This is a genomic window from Psychrobacillus sp. FSL H8-0483 (assembly GCF_038637725.1).
In the GTDB taxonomy this organism is placed as follows: domain Bacteria; phylum Bacillota; class Bacilli; order Bacillales_A; family Planococcaceae; genus Psychrobacillus.
Window position 1 is genome coordinate 1769079 of sequence record NZ_CP152052.1, and the last position, 18475, is coordinate 1787553.

An 18475-nucleotide genomic window follows, 5' to 3' on the forward strand; every position below is an offset into this window, starting at 1 on the left:
CATTCATCCTTTAAAGTTTTAAAATAGTTAGGAGATTATAAATGAATAATAACACAATTGTATTGACAGGTGGAGGAACCGCTGGTCATGTTTCATTAAATGAAGCAATTATTCCCGAATTACTAAAAAAAGATTATACCGTCCATTATATCGGGTCACACAATGGCATTGAGAAATCCATCATTCAAAAAAACTTTCCATTCATATCGTACCATGCGATTTCCAATGGTAAATTAAGAAGATATTTTTCTATTAAAAATTTCTCTGATCCGTTCAAGGTGTTATATGGAACATTACAAGCACTAAGCGTATTAAGAAAAGTAAAGCCTTCGATTGTATTTTCAAAAGGTGGATTTGTTTCAGTTCCAGTCGTCCTTGCCGCTAAACTCATGAATATTCCAGTTGTGATACATGAATCTGATATAACACCAGGACTTGCGAACAAAATTTCGATAAATTTTGCAGAACAAATTTTTACTGTCTTTGAAGAAACGTTGAAATATCTACCAAAAGAAAAAGCTACATCGATCGGCGCAATTATTCGTACAGATTTATTTCATGGTGATGAACAACTTGCTGAGCAGATAACAGGATTACAAGCAACAAAAGAAACAATCATAGTTATGGGTGGTAGCCAAGGTTCCGCCAAAATTAATGAAGTAATAAAGGAAAATATAGATGTTTTAACGAAACGATATCAGATTATTCATCTTTGTGGTAAAGGGAATTTAGATGCAACTTTAGTTGGGAAACCTAATTATGTTGCTTTCGAATATGTAACAGACGAATTGCCACATTTATTAAAAATGGCTAATTATGTAATAACTCGTGCGGGTTCTAACTCTATATTTGAGTTTTTAGAACTAAAAAAACCGATGCTGCTCATTCCTTTATCTATTCAAGCGAGTAGAGGAGATCAAATATTAAATGCAAAATTCTTTGAGGAAAAAGGATATGCTCTCATGTTGGAAGAAGAGAATCTAACTCCAATTACTTTTATGGAATTTATGAAGAAACTAGTTGATAATAAAGAAGAAATAATAGATAAACAATGTTCTGCTTCCTCTTCCAAAACTCCGGAACAATTTACTGAACTGTTACTAACGTATAAAAAATAAGGGATGTTAAACTACATTTTTGTTATTTGGTAGAATCCAGTTGCTTTCTTCGGGCGAACCGACAAGGACAACAGTAAAAAATAACAGCACCAAAAAATAAGAAACTCCCGTCAAATAAACTATTTGGCGGGAGTTTATGTTTACATAGCTTGTTCTTCATCTAAATCTTGTTGCATCATAACTAAATGGAACAAATCTTTTGGAATATAGTATAAATCAAATACTTCCTGTTTTTTGTTGATTTCTGAGTAGATATAATGGTGGGAATCGTTCGCTTTTAATGCGTAACGAAGTTTTTCCGTGGCACGAATACTTTTCGTGTTGATTTTCCGAATGCGTAAAAATACGGTGTGGATGTTTAGCTCAAAAAACAGTTCCTCTAAAAATTGTTCTTTTGCTTTTTTATTATAGCCAAGTCCTTGGAATGGAGTACCTATCCATGTGCCTAAAAAACCAGCGCCATCTTCCACATCAAATAAATTGATCGTACCAATTGGTTGACCGAAATCACTCACAATTGTTCGGGAAATGACCTTCCCATTTTCTTCATCTTCCATTAGTTGTTTGGTTAAAAACCAATACTCGTCTGCTGAATAAGCTTTTTGACGTACATATGGCAGTATGGTTGAATCGGACATAAGTTCATAGAGAGAAGTACATTCATGCAAATCTCGTTTTTTAATCACAAAAAGCGCCTCCTAAAAGAACCAAAAATGAGCATAGTCATCCTAGTTTCCCTGAAATTTTTCATTTCGAATTGCATAAAAAATTTCGGGGTAGGAATCGAACCTACTAGGACCAGCTCAAAACTGGTGGCGCACCATTTGCCTTCCCTCGGCAAAGTGAACTTTGCCTTATAAAATTATTTGCATTAATAATATACTTCGTTTTGCTCGTTTTGCATAGTATAAAATCTTGTCAATATTATTAAATGTTTGTAAAAAAAATATTAGTATAATATTTAGTTTAAATACTTGTATGTTTTCCTGTAAATACATATGATAAAAAGATATAGTTTAGAACTTGATAGGAGATTGTTTAAGAAATGTCTCAAAACATTATTACCAAAAACCAATTCCATTTATTATATGATTTGACGGAAGATTATGTTTTTTTTATGAAAAAAGATGGAGACTCTTTTATATATGAGTATGTTAATAAAAAAGCGGAAGAAATCTTCTTGGAATGTCCAACGGGGAAAAGAATGGAACATTGCTTAGATGAATTTCATTACAAAACGATTCTCTTTCATTATAATAGAGCATGTAAAATAAAACACTCAATTTTTTACCAAGATAACCATTTTCTACACAATGAAACCATAGTGAACGAAACAACCGTTATTCCTATTTTTAATGGTGAAGAAGTATATATTTTGGCTACAACTAGAGAAGTTACGCGTACAAAAGAGATGCAAGAAGCAACGTATATTTTAGAAAGCTATCGTAAAGGAGTAAACGATGCTGCATTAGTTGCAATGACGAACGAAGTTGGAATAATTGAAATGGTAAATAAATTATTCGAAGAAACTTCTCAATTTAATAAGAGCGAGTTAATTGGAAAATCATTTCGAATGATTAACTCTCATTTTCACGAAGAAGATTTCTTTGAGAAAATGTGGGAGACTATTCAAAAAGGGGAGACTTGGCGAGGTCAAATTCGTAATCGGACAAAGTATGGTTCCTTCTTTTGGGTCGATGCTCATATAATTCCTATTACAAATGAACAGGGTGTAATTGAAAAATACTTAACTATTCAATTTGATAATACAGAGAAGAAACGAATAATGTCCGAATTAAGAAATATCGAACGTTCTTTTAAACTCATAACGGATTATTCCAATGATCTCATCGCAATTACCGATGCAGAAGGTTATTTACTCTATTCTTCTCCTGGTCATGAAACTATCTTAAAGTATGACAAAGAAGAGTTATTTGGAACGTATTATTTAGATTTAATCGCTGATTCTTCTATTAAGCTATTAGATGCCGAAGAATTCTTCTCATCTGGTGAACAAAACAAATTTCGTACTGAACTTTCATTGAAAGCGAAAGATGGTTCTACTATATGGACAGACACTTCTATTACAACAGTAGAAAATACAGTTGATGATCAAAAAGAAAAATGGTTTGTTTTTGTGTCACGAGAAATTACAGATAAAAGGGCCTTAGAAGATCAATTAAAATATATGGCTTTTCATGACAGTCTAACTGGCTTACCAAATCGTCGGTTGTTCCAAGATGATTTTCCTGCTGCTCTTAGTTCAGTCTGTTCCGAATATCCAAGTATTGGTTTACTATACATCGATGGAGATAATTTCAAAGAAATTAACGATCAATTTGGTCATGAAGTCGGGGACCAGTTTTTAATGCATTTTGCAGAAAAACTCCAAGAAAGTGTCAATTCTCAGTATAAAGTGTACCGAATTGGTGGAGATGAGTTTGTCATAGTAATTGATCAAGTGAAAGATTATATAGACAATATAAGTCCAACCATTGAAAGGGTTGTGCAGTCCATTCAACACACGTTAAGTAAGGGGTGGGTAATAGAAGAAATTGCTTTCACACCTACTTCGTCTATCGGTATATCCATGTTTCCAAATGACGGTGTTTCTTTAGAAGAGCTCCTATATAATGCTGATCAAGCATTATATACTGCAAAAAAACATGGAAAGAACAAGTATATATACACTAATGCCGTTCATATTTCATGAACGGTTTTTTAAAAGGATGTGTAAGTATTGAATCGCCATATTTTAATTATTGAAGACGAAAAAAATATAGCAAAATTTGTGGAATTAGAATTAAAGCATGAAAATTTCCAAGTCACTGTATCCCATGATGGGAGAGAAGGAGTAGAACTGGCATTAACTAACACATATGATTTATTGTTAGTAGATGTAATGCTACCCCATTTAAATGGTCTAGAAATTTGTAGAAGGGTTCGTAAAAAGAAAAGAACTCCTATCATATTAATTACTGCTAGAGATGCAATTATCGACAGAGTATCTGGCTTAGAGGCTGGAGCGGATGACTATGTCGTAAAACCGTTCGCTATCGAAGAATTGTTAGCAAGAATACGTGCGGTTTTAAGAAGAGTAGAACTTCCAAAAGAAACGACTAAAACACTAACCATTCAAGAACTAAGCATTAACCTTCAGGCACATCAAGTCTTCTATAAAGACGAAGAAATAGACTTAACTAAGACGGAATACGATATGATTGTTTATTTTATGCAAAATCTTAATTTGGTGTTAACGAGGGATACAATTTTAGAAAAAGTATGGGGATATGAGACAGAAGTAGAAACAAATGTAGTGGATGTGTATATTCGTCATTTACGAAAGAAGCTTCCAAAAGAGATAGCGTCATTAATTGAGACGGTAAGAGGAGTAGGTTACGTGATGCGCGGATGAAAACATGGACTTTACAAAGGAAATGGACGTATGCCTCAGCGATTTCTATTTTTTTAAGTTTTCTCATGATGTGTGTTATTTTATATTTTTCTCTATATAATTGGATGCTAATATCTGAAAAGAAAATAGCGCAAAATACGTTAAATGAATTAGTAAGTTTTTTTGAATCAAAAGGACCTATTATATCCATTCAAGACATTCAACGAAATAAAACGCTCCTTAACCAACTGGTTAATCAAGAGCAGTCCGTTCGTATTTTAAATGCAGATGGAATAGAAGTATTACGGATTAATGATGTAAGTCCTTTTCCTAATTTTTCGCCTGAAGTATTACAAGAATTCCAAAGAGAACGAGTGGAAGGTCAACTTTTGTTTCATAAAGTTGCTGAAATAGATTTTGGCTTGTTTACTGGGTATGTGGAAATTTCCCATAGCTTAGAAAACTTCTCTCATTTAATGGATTATATATTCATTGCTATGGTTATCTTTGCCTTAATAGCACTTTTTCTCTCGGCTTTAATTGGTTATTCATTGTCTTCTATTTTATTGAAGCCATTAAAGGAACTTCGAAACGAGATGCAAGAAGCAAAACGCACGAAATTTTCAAAAGAAGTGAAATTTCAATATGTCACAAAAGATGAAATTGGAGAGCTATTAACAATCTATAAAGAGCTAATGAACGAAGTATCTGAAACGATTACTAGGCAAGATGAGTTTATTCAAAATGTTTCCCATGAGCTTCGAACGCCAATTCAAGTTGTAGAAGGACATTTGGCATTGTTGAATAGGTGGGGGAAAAACGAGCGAGAGGTACTTGATGAATCGCTAGACATTTCTTTAACAGAAGTAAGGAAAATGAAATTGTTAATAGATGAGATGTTAAAGCTTGCGAAAAATGAACGTACAGATGAATTACTAGAGTCCCTTCTATACGAAATCGTGCTTAGTTTACAAAATAAGTACCGTATTTTAGCACCGGAAGCAATCATTGAATTTGTTGGAGATGAAAAGGTAAAAGTTGCAGTTCCAGCAACTACTTTAGAACAAATAATACGAAATCTCATAGAAAATGCAATCAAATACAATGAGAACAAACCGTATATTTACGTAAAGGTCACTAATAATGAATTAAAGACCATAATAACCATTATGGATAATGGGGTTGGGATACCCGAAAATTTATTACCTAAAATATTTGATCGTTTCTTTACAGTTGATGAGGCAAGGACTAAACCAAATGGAGGGTCAGGTTTAGGGCTTAGTATTGTAAAAAGCCTAGTTTCTGAATATAAAGGGTCAATATTAGTGGAAAGTAACGAAAATGGCACAAAATTTGACATTATATTTCCCAAATTTAACAAAAGAATTTAAATTCATTAATCAAGAATAAAATTTTTTTAAATTTAATATTTAATTTCGGAAAAAGCATTGTAATTTTCTCCAAGAGTAGTAAGATGGATATGGAAAAATTGTTCTTTTTAAAGTGCACTTTCAGTCCTTTTAAAAGAGTGGTAAACTAAAATTGTGTATATTTTGTGTATGTTAAACAATTTTACATTAGGATTTATTCTACTTAATTTATATGTATTTTTTCCATTAATGCCTAAAAGGCACAAAATGTTGGAGGTTTTTTTAAATGTCGAACAATCAATCACCGTGGTCCGTTTTTTCTGGACCTAACCTTGGTTATGTTATGGAGCAATATGATTTATTTTTACAATCTCCCGACGAAGTAGATCGTGAATTAGTAAATTTATTTCAACAGTACGGTGCACCAACCATTCCAATGTCCACATCATCGAGTACAAATGATGCTAAGCCACATGTAGAACCGAATAATTTTGAAAAAGTTATTCGTGCTATTCAACTGGCTGATGCAATACGTACTCATGGTCATTTAACGGCTAATATTTATCCATTAAACGATGGACCTAAAGAAGATCCTAGAATAGATCCTAAAACCTATGGATTAACGGATCAAGATTTACGTGAGGTACCTGTTTCTTTCCTAATTAGCAATGCTTCAAACACAATTGAAAATGGTTTACAAGCAATTGAACAGTTAAAAGCAGTATACTCAAATAAAATTGCATTTGAAATTGCACATATTGTAAATACAGAAGAACGCAAATGGTTACAAGATAAAATTGAAAAAGGCTCTGTTATACAAAACCTATCTTCCGATGATAAAAAAGAATTGTTAAAGCGTTTAACACAAATTGAAGGGTTTGAAAAATTCATTCACCGTACATTTGTTGGAGCAAAACGTTTTTCTATAGAAGGATTAGACACATTAGTTGTATTAATCGACGAATTAGTTCGTCAATCAGAGGTAACAAATACAAAACAAGTAAACATTGGAATGGCTCACCGAGGGCGTTTAAATGTTTTGACACATGTATTGCAAAAGCCATATGAAATGATGTTTGCAGAATTTGCACATGTTCCAAGTGAATCTTTCTTACCAAAAGATGGCTCATTACAAATGTCAGAAGGTTGGTATGGGGATGTAAAGTATCATAAAGGTGCTGCATATCAATCAAAATCAGGCTTAACACTAAAACTAGCTTATAACCCTTCACACTTAGAAGTTGTAAGTCCTATTGTTACTGGACAAACTCGCGCAGCACAAGAAACAACAGATGCAGCTGGATATCCAGTACAAGACAAAAATGCATCTTTTGCTATATTAATACACGGGGATGCGGCATTCCCTGGTCAAGGTGTTGTTACCGAAGTATTAAATTATAGTCAAGTTCGTGGATTCCAAACGGGTGGATCTATTCATATTATTGCTAATAATATGATTGGATTTACAACAGAACATTATGATTCACGCTCAACGTTCTATTCTTCTGACCCAGCAAAAGGTTATGAAGTACCAGTTATCCACGTAAATGCAGACGATCCGGAAGCGGTACTTGGAGTAGCTAAATTCGCGCATGAATACCGCCAAAAATTTGGTAAAGATATTGTTATTGACCTATTAGGATATCGTCGATATGGCCATAATGAGATGGATGAGCCATTAGTGACAAATCCAAAAATGTATCACGCAATTCACAAGCATCCAACAGTTCGGAAGTTGTATGGACAAAAATTAGTAGAAGAGAATCTAATTGAGTCGGCTAACATTCAATCATTAGATGATTCTATTTTCAGTGGTATGCAAGAAGCATATGATCGTGTGAAAGAGCTTCCACAATCTACTGTTCATGAGATTGTTATTCCAGATGCAGTGTTAAAGGGAATGCCCGAATTGCAAACAGGAGTTGAAAAAAGTAAGCTTACAAAAATAAACGAAGAGCTTCTTACTTGGCCAACAGAATTTACTGCATTCAAGAAATTAGAGAAAATTTTAAAACGTCGAGAAGAACCGTTTAAAGGTAAAGGGAAAATCGATTGGGGGCATGCAGAAACACTTGCTTTTGCGACGATTATCCAAGAAGGAAATTCTATTCGTTTAACTGGTCAAGACGCACAACGTGGTACGTTCTCGCATAGACATTTAATTTTGCATGATGAAAAAACTGGGCAAGCACTAATGCCAATTCATTCTATTAGTGATGCAAAAGCTTCGTTCACCGTACACAATAGCCCATTAACTGAGGCTGCAATTTTAGGTTATGAATTTGGTTATAATCTGGAAAATCCTAATTCTTTAACTATTTGGGAAGCGCAATATGGTGACTTTGCAAATATGGCACAAGTAATGTTTGATAATTTTATTAGTTCTGCTCGTTCAAAATGGGGATTAAAATCAGGTCTAGTTATGCTATTGCCTCATGGGTCTGAGGGCCAAGGTTCAGAGCACTCAAGCGCTCGTTTAGAGCGTTACTTGCAACTTGCAGCTGAGAATAACTGGACAGTAGCGAATCTTTCAAGTGCAGCAAACTATTTCCATATTCTACGCAGACAAGCAAGAATGTTAAAAGAAGAAGCAATTCGTCCATTAATTATTGTTTCTCCAAAATCATTATTACGTCACCCGTTAGTAGGAGCAGATGTAGAAGAATTAACAACTGGTCAATTTGAAACGGTGATTGAACAACCTGGTCTTGGACAACAAGCTGATAAGGTAGAAAAGATTGTTTTTGTTAGCGGTAAATTGGCAATTGATTTGGCAGATAAAGTGAAAGATGGCACAGGATATGACTATATGCACATTGTTCGTATCGAACAAATTTATCCTTTCCCAGCTGAAAAGATTCAAGCTATTATTGACCGCTATCCAAATGTGAAACAGCTTGTATGGGCACAAGAAGAGACAGAAAATATGGGCTCTTGGAATTTTGCACTTCCATACTTGTTAGAACTAGCAAATGGAAAAGATATTTCTTACGTTGGTCGAGTACATCGTTCAAGCCCTGCTGAAGGCGATATGGATACGTATAAAGTTGAGCAAACACGCATTATTGAAGAAGCAGTAAAAAGCATTTAAGTAAGGATAGATTAGAGGAGGAAATTCAAGTGGCAGAAATTATTGTTCCAGAATTAGCAGAATCAATTACAGAGGGTACTATTGCACAATGGCTAAAACAACCAGGTGAAACGGTTGAAAAAGGTGAGTTCATTGTTGAACTTGAAACAGATAAAGTAAACGTAGAAGTTATTTCAGAGGAAGCTGGAGTTGTAAGTGAATTATTAGCAGCTGAAGGCGATACTGTTCAAGTTGGCCAAGTAATTGCTATTGTTGGAGCTGGTTCAGGCTCACCTGCAGCAAAACCTGCGGCAGAAACGAAAGCTCCAGAAGCAGAAAAAACAGTAGAAGCTCCAAAAGCAGCACCAGTTGCAGTGGAATCTACAAATGAACAAGACCGTACAATTGCTAGCCCAGCAGCTCGTAAATTAGCACGCGAAAAAGGCATTAACTTAAGCGAGATTTCACCGGTTGATCCAATGGGTCGTGTACGTGTACAAGACGTTGCGGCTCACGGTTCAGCACCAACTCCAGCGAAAGCAGCACCAGCACCTGTAGCTGTTTCAAAAGAAGATGATGGCCGTACAACTCGCGAAAAAATGTCACGTCGCCGTCAAACAATTGCGACTCGTCTTTTAGAAGTTAAACAAAGTACTGCAATGTTAACAACGTTTAATGAAATTGATATGACAAACGTGATGGCTTTACGTGCACGTAAAAAAGATAAATTCTTTGACGATCATGATGTACGTCTTGGATTTATGTCGTTCTTTACAAAAGCGGTTGTTGCAGCATTGAAAAAATATCCATATGTAAATTCACAAATTGATGGAACGGATATTGTGAAAAATAATTTCTATGATATCGGTATCGCAGTTTCAACAGAAGGTGGATTAGTAGTGCCAATCGTTCGTGATGCAGATCGTAAAAACTTTGCAGAAATAGAAGGGAATATTGGCGAACTAGCTAAAAAAGCACGTGATAATAAATTAGCTCTTTCTGATATGTCTGGCGGTTCATTTACAATCACAAACGGTGGAGTATTCGGTTCTTTATTATCAACTCCGATTTTAAATGGTACACAAGTTGGTATTTTAGGAATGCACACAATCCAAAAACGTCCAATCGCTGTTGGTAACGAAGTTGAAATTCGTCCAATGATGTACGTGGCATTATCATATGATCACCGCGTAATCGATGGAAAAGATTCGGTAGGCTTCTTGAAAATGGTAAAAGAACTTCTTGAAAACCCAGAAGACCTAATGTTAAATTCTTAATAAAAAAAAGAAGGCTCCCAATTTGAGGCCACTGAAAAACTACGTTTTTTAAAACAGTAAATTCTTTTTAAACAAAATCCGGCACTTCTTGTTCAAGTTTGAACAGGAAGTGCCGGATTTCTTTGTCTATTTCTCCTCTTTTTCGTTCAGTATCTTCAAAACCCGTTTCAGATTGACGGCGAATATCGTAGTGGTACCTTGTATTTCCATGCCAAATAAACCCGCAAAAGATGCTATATTTATCCGTGAGGATTCTTCAATTCACTATTTTCCAATTCGATATTATAGCGTTTTCGAGCAAGCTCTTTAAACGAAACTAAAGAAATATATATTTACACGAAATAATGTATAGTTGATTTCCACTATAGGCGGACGCTTTCCGCGGGGTGAGCGATAAGCCATCACCGCCGCTACGCGTCGTTTGTGATGTCTTATCTGGTCTCACTCATCCCGCTGGAGTCGCCGCCTGACGCTTCAATCAACAAAGTGAGTGAGAATGTTCTTTTCTAATGCTATTTTTACCGTTTTCCCAATAAGCATGTCTAATAAGCCAACATCCTGTATACAAAGTCGACGGAATTTCGTTAATGAACTGGCATCAATGACTGGATCTTCTGGAGCCATCTCTAAGAAATAATTAAACGATATATCATATTTCGAACTCTCTACTACATACACATCTGATACATCATTTAAACATGCGAATCGGTGGAATCGTATTGCGTCCATTATCTAAGCAGTATTTTGTTATTAATTCTTCCAAGATAAACGATAAATCCATCAGTTCATTGATTTAGCTAAGCATATTCCCTTTTGGCACGAGTGCCATGTAAGGGCTTAAGTAGAGGAATTCTTGATTTGAAATCATTGGCCACCCAACTTAAATTAGTTCCTTTTATTATAAAGAAAACATGACTTTTTTAGTTTAAAGCGAATTTATTTTATAGTGATGGGAGTGGAAGGCGGCGACTCCAGCGGGAAAAGCGCGTCCAGGTGAGACCCCGCAGGAGCGCAGATAGGAACAAAGGCTAAGAGCGCCACCTCGTGTGGCAACGCCTTCGTGACCAACATCCTGTTGGCCTGAGGAGGCTCACGGACCGCCCGTGGAAAGCGTCCGCCTGCAACGGAATCACCTAGATGTTATATTTAATCAAAATAAAGTGAATCCATTTTTGAAATAAGAGCTTTATTTTGAAAGCATTTCATGAAACCTTTTTCAAACATTGAAAAATACAGTAGATTTTCGTATACTAAAAGAAAGGAAGTGCTAACATGATACATACAAATTGGGCAACAAAACCAACACTTAAAACAGTTACTTGTGTGCATACAGATGCTAAAAAATTCTTAGTAAGCAATGTACTAACTGTTGGTAAAACTTACGAAGTAAAAAACGAAACAGAAGAGTTTTTATTTGTTGTCGACAACACTGGTAAAGTCGGCGGTTTTTACAAAGAATATTTTCAATAAAAAACCGATGACTATCATCGGTTTTTTTTCATAAGGAGACGAAATAGCATGGAATTAATTGAAAGAGAACAACAGATTCGATTAGGTAGAACGCATAGTGAAGAAGACAAGGCATTGATTGGAGCTGGTGGTTATCTTTCCCCTGTAGACCATTTATGGACGGATGTATTAATCGCTATTTCATTGAAAAAACCAGTATTGTTAAAAGGTCCTACTGGTGCAGGTAAAACGAAGCTTGCCGAAACGGTATCGCAATTCTTTTCACAGCCAGTGCAGAGCATTAACTGCTCGGTCGACTTAGACGCAGAGGCGTTACTCGGATTTAAAACAATTGTTTTGAAAGACGGAATGAATGAAATTTCATTTGTAGAAGGCCCAGTTATTGAAGCCATGAAAAAAGGTCATATCTTGTATATTGATGAGATTAATATGGCGAAATCTGAAACATTACCTATATTACATAGTGTGCTCGATTACAGAAGAATGTTAACCAATCCTTTTACAGGGGAAGTAATCCATGCTCATCCAGATTTCTCCGTTATTGCGGCAATTAATGAAGGGTATATTGGCACTACACCGATGAATGAAGCATTAAAAAATCGATTTGTTTCTTTTTCAGTTCCTTATATCTCAGGAGAACATCTTCGAAAGCTTTGGAAAGAACTATTTCCAGCTGCACCGAAGGAATTACATACACTTATTTTGAACTTAGCTAATGATTTAATGGAACAAGTAAAACAAGGCTTACTTTCGGAAGAAGCAGCATCTATACGAAGTTTACTTTATGCAACTGAACTAGCTCTGTATATGGAACCTCTGAGAGCTATAAATTATGCAATTGCCGAGAAATTAGAAGATGAACAAGAAAAGAAACTTGTACTAGAATTGGCAGCTTCTTGGATAAAGTAAGTGAGGTGATGTAAATGACTTCGGTCAATCGTTTTATACAGTTTAACAATGAAACAATAGATGCACGACAGTTAATGCATTATGAAAACGTCGCAAAAGCATTAACACAAAACACATTGTTACTTATTAACGAACGAAAATTAATCGAATTTCAACCTGCAGATCAAGCCATCTCTCTAAGTGTCTTTTGGAGACATAGAGAAGATAAGATTATGCATGCAGGAAGATTATCAGATATTTACTTGTTAGCAGAGGGTTTTTGGCAGCATTTTAATGTACAAGCATGGAGAGTATTTGATAAAGAAAAATCGACGGATCTACCTAAATTATTGGATCAGCTATTGTTTTGTATCGAAGAATTTCGTTTGATGGAGATTATTCAGAAAAAACGAGTAGGTACGATAAAGATTTTTGATATCCGAGTACAAACCTATTTGGCTTTTCATAAACAGCAGCTACTAGTCAATACACAAAAAGGATTTTTAGCGGATGCGTTTATTAGCTATTTATACATTAGTCTTTATGAAGGTACGATACATGTAAAAGGCCCAGAAGCTTTTCAACAAGCTAATGAAATTATTCAAAAAGTGTACGAAAGTACTTCCACACAGACCTCTATAAATCTTGTATATCAGCTTTATTATTTACTAAATGATTATATCAATGCGGATACGCTTCTTCACTATTATGCATTAATTTCGCAATCTATTTTGCCTACAGAAGAGTTTCATTATCACCAAGGTGTGAAAGACTCTGAAGCTGGAGTGGAGGAAGAAAAGGACACCATTGCAGAAGTATTTAGAACGTGGCATCGTGAAAATGAGCAGGAAAACGGATTACATCTCCAATATGAACTGGAGCATGGACGAGACGGAAAAGCAGAACAGAATATGGATGCAGAAGAAGGTAAAGAAGGACATGCTATCACTGAAATTGGTCGAGGACAATCAGCTGGAAATAGTAAAGAAGGTCTTTCAGTAGAACGAAACACTGAGAATTCAAATTCGATGAAAAAAGCAGGAAAATTATTCGGGAAAGAGCATACAAATGTAGTTTTTAAAGAAAACCGTATGGAAGGGTCTTTTAGTAGCCCTAATAAACTGCAGCTTCCGTTATATCGACAAGAACAAGCCCCATTTGTGAAAGCCTTCGTGCAAGAAATGAAAAGACGTATGGAATTAAAAAAAGTAGAGAAGCGAATGAATCTGTCGAAAGGAAGGCTATCTTCTAAACAGACTGTACTTTGGACAGAAGAGCGACCGAAACCTTTTTATAAAAAAAATGCACCAAGCACAAATTTAAATGCGGTGTTTGGACTTCTTGTAGATGGATCTGCTTCTATGCAGGATAAAATGGAAGAAACGAAAAAAGCTGTGTTGCTATTTCACGATGTGTTAAGACAGCTAAAAATTGCGCATGAAATTGTTCTTCATTACGAAGATGCCTTTGAAGCTTCCGAAACTATTCAACCGAACACATTTGAGTGGATTCACAAATTAGAGGACGGTACCAAAGATAGTGGAATAAACATATTGGCTATGGAAGCTCATGAGGATAATCGAGATGGATTTGCATTGAGGTGGATGGGGAAGAGGTTAGAATATCGCCCAGAAGTCCATAAATTCTTACTTATATTTTCTGATGGGGAGCCATCTGCATTTGGATATGCGCAAAATGGCATAATGGATACTGCAGAAGCAGTCATTGAATTAGAACGAAAACATATTTCGGTTTTGCATTTGTTTTTAAATGATGCAGAAGCAACGGAAGAACAACTAGAGTTGTTCCGTTTAATTTTTGGTAAAAAAACAGCTGCAGCTTCATCTTTAGAGAAGTTTTCAGATGAGACACTTCGCTTACTTCGAAAAATGCTTCATCATGTCTTAAAAAGTACATAAAAACCGTCCTTCGTTAAGAAGGGCGGTTTTTTGATTGATCTGCTATTAAAAGGAGGCGTTGTTTTAATTCTTCTTCCATTCGTCCAATTTCAATTTCAGCAGCTTTTCGTTTGATACGACCGTCTGCTTGGATACGCATTGTTTCTTCAATTGTTTGTAGTAAGTTTTCTTGTGTTTTCTTTAATGTATCAATTTCAACAATTCCGCGTTCATTTTCTTTAGCTGTTTCGATACTATTAACTTTTAGCATTTCCGAATTTTTTAGCAATAAGTCATTTGTTGTTTGCGTTACTTGTTTTTGTGCAGCAACAGCCTTTTGCTGCCGATTTAATGTTAATGCAATCGCAATCTGATTTTTCCAAAGAGGAATTGAACTCATAATAGACGATTGAATTTTTTCTGCGAGTGTTTGATTTGTCTGTTGAATCATACGAATTTGTGGAGCGCTTTGTATGGTAATTTGACGAGACAATTGTAAGTCATATACTCTTTTTTCTAAACGATCGACAAATTGTGCCATATCATTCACTTCTTGGAACGCCATTTGGTCATTGGATAATTCTGCTTTGCGACGGAGTTCTGGAATTGTAACAGTCAAAATTTCCTCTTTTTTTAATTCAGCAGCAGCGATATAGACGTTTAGTGCCTGAAAGTATGTTTTGTTTTGATCATACAGCTTGTCTAGCATTTGGACATCTTCCACAAGACCACGTTTGGAGTGTTCTAGTTGAATACCAATTCGATCAATTTGGGTGCTGAGTTTCTGGTATTTGGTCATTAGTTCTTGTACGGAACGATTGACACGACTAAAAAGTTTTTTTATTTTTGATTTTTTTTCTGTCGAAAGCTCTTCTGGATTAATTTCGGAAAGTTTATTCATTAAATCGCTTAAAATATCCCCAACCGGTCCAATGTCTTTTTTCTGAACATGATCTAACATTTGATGAGAGAATCGAGTTAGTTCGGTTTGCGCATTTGCTCCATATGTTAAAATGGCTTCATAATTTCCTGCAGGAATTTGCTCTGCTAATTGTCGTGCTTTTTGTTGCTCAGCTTGTGACAAACGATCCAATAGCTTGGTAGGTGCAGGTTCGTTCGTTTCGTTGGGAACTGTTTGAGTTGTTGCGGTATTTAATTCGAAGGGGTTTCCTAATAATTCGTCCATTAAAATATCATCATTTATATGTTTTTCGGTCATCTTCTGATTCTCCTTTTAAATATAAAGGTTGTTCCATTTTTCCAACGGATAATTTCGCAAAATCTAATTCCATTTTAAGGTGTTCAATATCAGATGTAAGTACGTTTTTTAGATCATCTTCCATTACTAAACTAATCGATTCTAGTGTTTCGCGAGTATCTTCTAAGGCCATTTTCATCTCTCTATCCTTTACTGGTTGAGATACTAATAAAGCATATTTTGACGTAAGTTCCACAGCAGAGTCAAGGTGTGCATAGAAAAAGTTTTCTGCTTGATAAAATTTACGTGGATTCGTTTTAACCAATGAAATAATCCTTTTCGCAAGTCTATTCATTTCAAACAACTGTTTGAAAGAGCTTAACGATCTTACTTTTAAGTAGTGACTATTAAGCGTACGAATTTTTTTGTTTGCTTCTTTTATTTGCCTTTGTATATGGAAATACTCGGAAAGAGTAAGCTGGTGTTTTTTCATAATCCTACGCTGTTGAAATTTCTTTATGCCAAAATTCGTTACTAAATAAACACCAATTGCTAAAGCTGAACTTATGAGGAACCCGGTATCAAATGAAAAAAAGAAAACGAACCAGGATGCTATCATAATTGGGATATTTATTAAATGGCGAATAATGGACTGGACTATTTCAGACATAGTTACAGACCTCCTTTTATCTACACTACATTATACGAACGAGAGGGAAGAAGGTTTCATTTTTAATGGTTCTTAGACAATATCGGACTCCATTGTCGTATAACCTTTTAAATTATCAAACAATTGAATTTCAAAAGCATTCTTTTGAGTAAAAGGGGATACCCCTTTTTGAATAAATTCCAGAAATTCTTCTAATCGGTTGAGATCTCCTTCTATTTCTATCGTCATTACTTTTTCCTCATTTTGCGCACAAAACCCTTTTAAAGAAAGGGATTGGGCTTTTTGTTTCACTAAAAAACGGAAGCCGACTCCTACAACATCACCATTCATATGAATATGAGCGCGTTTTTTCAACTCATCTTCTCCCTTTCTATTATGCGAATTGTACTATGTATAACGTAACTGATTTTTGAAATTTTTTCAATTTTAAAAGTTTTAGTAAGTCATATAAGTAGACATTTTCTCTGTGAGCAGTACAATATGAATTAACAATAAATGTTAGAGGCGATAAAAAATGTTTGAAATTATTTATATGAAAGCTGATTATGAGCCATGGTGGCAATTTGATGGATGGGAAGAACATATTGTTGAAAAAGTTACTTTCGATCAGGAAGATGATGCTTTAGTCTATTTAAATAAAACATTGGATGAATTTCGTAATAGATATCCAAGAGAACAAGTGAAGAAGGATAGATTTTGGGCTTTCTGGTCTGTTAAAGAGCAATGTTTTTGCGAATCTTGTGAGGATGATTTACAAATTTACCATGGAATTATTTGGAATTCAAGATAAACGATTTTGAATTATAAAAATATTTATTGACTATCTTTACCCAAATGTTATAATTTAAGTAACAATTTAAAGTGAAAAGCCGTAATTATTATTCACATATCCTATGTAGTGATCGATGTGATATCGGTACTTCATGGAATATGTGAATTTTTGTTTTTCACATATTGATAACTATTTTGGGGGTATTCAAATGAAACTAGGTACAGTAAAATGGTTCAACGCTGAAAAAGGATTTGGCTTTATCGAAGTAGACGGAGAAAACGATGTATTTGTTCATTTCTCTGCAATCCAAGGTGAAGGCTTCAAATCACTAGAAGAAGGACAAAAAGTAGAATTTGAAGTTGTTGAAGGAAACCGCGGACCACAAGCTGCAAACGTATCAAAACTATAATATTAGAAAAGAAGCTCATCCATATTGGAGAGCTTCTTTTTTTATGATAGAGTCTGTTAAACAATCATGTTGTTTTGAAGAAAATCTGCTTGCTTTTCGCGGAGGGAAGGTCCAAGCCTCCTCTGATGTATAGTCCATTCCAAAACAATCTGGAAAATTCCGGGAACAGTTTTTGCATTTAAATGGCAGTATGTGCTTTTCTTACAATAATTTTTCAATCGTTGAAGAGACGATCAATTCTTCTTCATTAGCGTTCATAATAAATTCTCTTTTTATTTCCCCAAAATCTTTTGCAAAATATTTCCGGGTTACATTTCCTTGTTCTTCCGCTTTTTCTATCACAATAACATTTTCAAAGGTTTGCAAATCCGTTTGAAGAGTATCTGATGTAGATGTGATTTCCCAACCATTGAATTTAGTACCCACTTCGAGAGGTGTAGCCAAATAAATATCGATTACTGGCATAGACTCTAATTCTTCAATTGAAGGTATTTCTGCTTCATACGCCTCTCCGTTTTCAGCAAGTAGGCTAATATTATCTTCTGAAATTTTGTAAATTCTTTGGACAATGGTACCACCATTGTCTTCATAAGTAGCTACGTAATTATCGTTTATATACTGTGTTTTTAAACTGTAAGAAGCATACTCATTTCCTTCCCCTTTAAATTGTGCTGTAGATTGATCTGGTAGAAAAAATTGAGCTAGATTGACTACTTCTTCAACTGGTAATGTTTCTTTTACTGGCTCTTCTTTTACAGGCACTTTATCCGTACTTTCTGTAATAGTTTTGTTTGTTCCGCAAGCACAGAGAAAGAGTATAGGAATTAAGAGAAGTAACAATTTTTTCATGTTTTTCCCTCCTTTTCTTTATTAAAATTAGACGGACATAGTAGCTAGTATGTTTCAAAAAGCTTCATTTTTGGTATAGTGAAAGGAAGAGA

The 18475-nt window shown here is 35.0% G+C and carries 16 protein-coding genes and 2 pseudogenes; 11 read left to right on the forward strand and 7 right to left on the reverse strand.

All coding sequences use genetic code 11. The features are described 5' to 3' along the window. The first annotated feature begins 41 nt into the window (after positions 1–41). Positions 42–1118, forward strand: a complete 1077-nt coding sequence (locus MHB48_RS08310) for an undecaprenyldiphospho-muramoylpentapeptide beta-N-acetylglucosaminyltransferase (RefSeq protein ID WP_342601003.1) — start codon at positions 42–44, stop codon at positions 1116–1118. A gap of 140 nt (positions 1119–1258) precedes the next feature. On the opposite strand, the gene MHB48_RS08315 is transcribed toward MHB48_RS08310, so the two are convergent. Then, positions 1259–1804: a GNAT family N-acetyltransferase gene (locus tag MHB48_RS08315; RefSeq protein WP_342601004.1), complete on the reverse strand. Its 546-nt coding sequence runs from the start codon at positions 1802–1804 to the stop codon at positions 1259–1261. A gap of 359 nt (positions 1805–2163) precedes the next feature. Between MHB48_RS08315 and MHB48_RS08320 the strand changes: the two genes are divergently transcribed. The 5 genes from MHB48_RS08320 to odhB all read left to right on the forward strand — a co-directional run bounded on the left by MHB48_RS08320 (position 2164) and on the right by odhB (position 10229). After that, a complete protein-coding gene (locus tag MHB48_RS08320) occupies positions 2164–3831 on the forward strand; it encodes a diguanylate cyclase (RefSeq protein ID WP_342601005.1) in 1668 nt (555 codons plus the stop codon). Between the two features lie 27 nt (positions 3832–3858). Then, the gene (locus MHB48_RS08325; protein WP_342601006.1) at positions 3859–4533 is read left to right on the forward strand and encodes a response regulator transcription factor; all 675 of its coding nucleotides are present in this window, start codon (positions 3859–3861) and stop codon (positions 4531–4533) included. Further along, a complete protein-coding gene (locus MHB48_RS08330) occupies positions 4530–5903 on the forward strand; it encodes a HAMP domain-containing histidine kinase (RefSeq protein WP_342601007.1) in 1374 nt (457 codons plus the stop codon). The genes MHB48_RS08325 and MHB48_RS08330 overlap by 4 nt, the downstream gene beginning before the upstream one ends. 265 nt (positions 5904–6168) lie before the next feature. Continuing rightward, positions 6169–8973: a 2-oxoglutarate dehydrogenase E1 component gene (locus tag MHB48_RS08335; RefSeq protein WP_342601008.1), complete on the forward strand. Its 2805-nt coding sequence runs from the start codon at positions 6169–6171 to the stop codon at positions 8971–8973. Between the two features lie 29 nt (positions 8974–9002). Beyond that, a complete protein-coding gene (odhB, locus tag MHB48_RS08340; RefSeq protein ID WP_342601009.1) occupies positions 9003–10229 on the forward strand; it encodes a 2-oxoglutarate dehydrogenase complex dihydrolipoyllysine-residue succinyltransferase in 1227 nt (408 codons plus the stop codon). A gap of 126 nt (positions 10230–10355) precedes the next feature. On the opposite strand, the pseudogene MHB48_RS08345 reads toward odhB, so the two are convergent. Both MHB48_RS08345 and MHB48_RS08350 read right to left on the reverse strand, forming a co-directional pair. Further along, a pseudogene (locus tag MHB48_RS08345) lies at positions 10356–10540 on the reverse strand (IS5/IS1182 family transposase); the annotation flags it as partial. A 181-nt stretch (positions 10541–10721) separates the two neighbouring features. Next, a pseudogene (locus MHB48_RS08350) lies at positions 10722–11010 on the reverse strand (transposase); the annotation flags it as partial. 491 nt (positions 11011–11501) lie between these two features. Between MHB48_RS08350 and MHB48_RS08355 the strand changes: the two are divergent. Genes MHB48_RS08355 through MHB48_RS08365 form a run of 3 tightly spaced genes read left to right on the forward strand, consistent with a single transcriptional unit; the run spans position 11502 to position 14506 of the window. After that, positions 11502–11699, forward strand: a complete 198-nt coding sequence (locus tag MHB48_RS08355; RefSeq protein ID WP_342601010.1) for a DUF6501 family protein — start codon at positions 11502–11504, stop codon at positions 11697–11699. 48 nt (positions 11700–11747) lie between these two features. Continuing rightward, positions 11748–12608, forward strand: a complete 861-nt coding sequence (locus MHB48_RS08360; RefSeq protein WP_342601011.1) for a MoxR family ATPase — start codon at positions 11748–11750, stop codon at positions 12606–12608. A 14-nt stretch (positions 12609–12622) separates the two neighbouring features. Continuing rightward, positions 12623–14506 (forward strand): VWA domain-containing protein, encoded by a 1884-nt coding sequence (locus MHB48_RS08365; protein ID WP_342601012.1) that lies wholly within the window; start codon positions 12623–12625, stop codon positions 14504–14506. Between the two features lie 13 nt (positions 14507–14519). Here MHB48_RS08365 and MHB48_RS08370 read toward each other — a convergent pair whose 3' ends face one another. The 3 genes from MHB48_RS08370 to MHB48_RS08380 form a co-directional block, all read right to left on the reverse strand. Continuing rightward, entirely contained in the window at positions 14520–15704 is a 1185-nt protein-coding gene (locus MHB48_RS08370) for a toxic anion resistance protein (RefSeq protein ID WP_342601013.1), read from the reverse strand. After that, a complete protein-coding gene (locus tag MHB48_RS08375; protein WP_342601014.1) occupies positions 15682–16353 on the reverse strand; it encodes a 5-bromo-4-chloroindolyl phosphate hydrolysis family protein in 672 nt (223 codons plus the stop codon). Before MHB48_RS08375 ends, MHB48_RS08370 begins: the two co-directional genes overlap by 23 nt. A 72-nt stretch (positions 16354–16425) precedes the next feature. Continuing rightward, on the reverse strand, positions 16426–16707 hold the full coding sequence (locus tag MHB48_RS08380) for an acylphosphatase (protein WP_342601015.1): 282 nt from the start codon (positions 16705–16707) through the stop codon (positions 16426–16428). A gap of 160 nt (positions 16708–16867) precedes the next feature. On the opposite strand from MHB48_RS08380, the gene MHB48_RS08385 reads away from it, so the two are divergent. Next, positions 16868–17143, forward strand: a complete 276-nt coding sequence (locus MHB48_RS08385) for a DUF1033 family protein (RefSeq protein ID WP_342601016.1) — start codon at positions 16868–16870, stop codon at positions 17141–17143. A gap of 190 nt (positions 17144–17333) precedes the next feature. After that, positions 17334–17534 carry a cold-shock protein gene (locus MHB48_RS08390; protein ID WP_340919961.1) on the forward strand — a complete coding sequence of 67 codons (201 nt, stop codon included), beginning with the start codon at positions 17334–17336 and terminating at the stop codon, positions 17532–17534. 201 nt (positions 17535–17735) lie between these two features. Here the strand turns inward: MHB48_RS08390 and MHB48_RS08395 are convergent, their stop codons facing one another. Continuing rightward, a complete protein-coding gene (locus tag MHB48_RS08395) occupies positions 17736–18383 on the reverse strand; it encodes a hypothetical protein (protein ID WP_342601017.1) in 648 nt (215 codons plus the stop codon). Between the last annotated feature and the right edge of the window lie 92 nt (positions 18384–18475).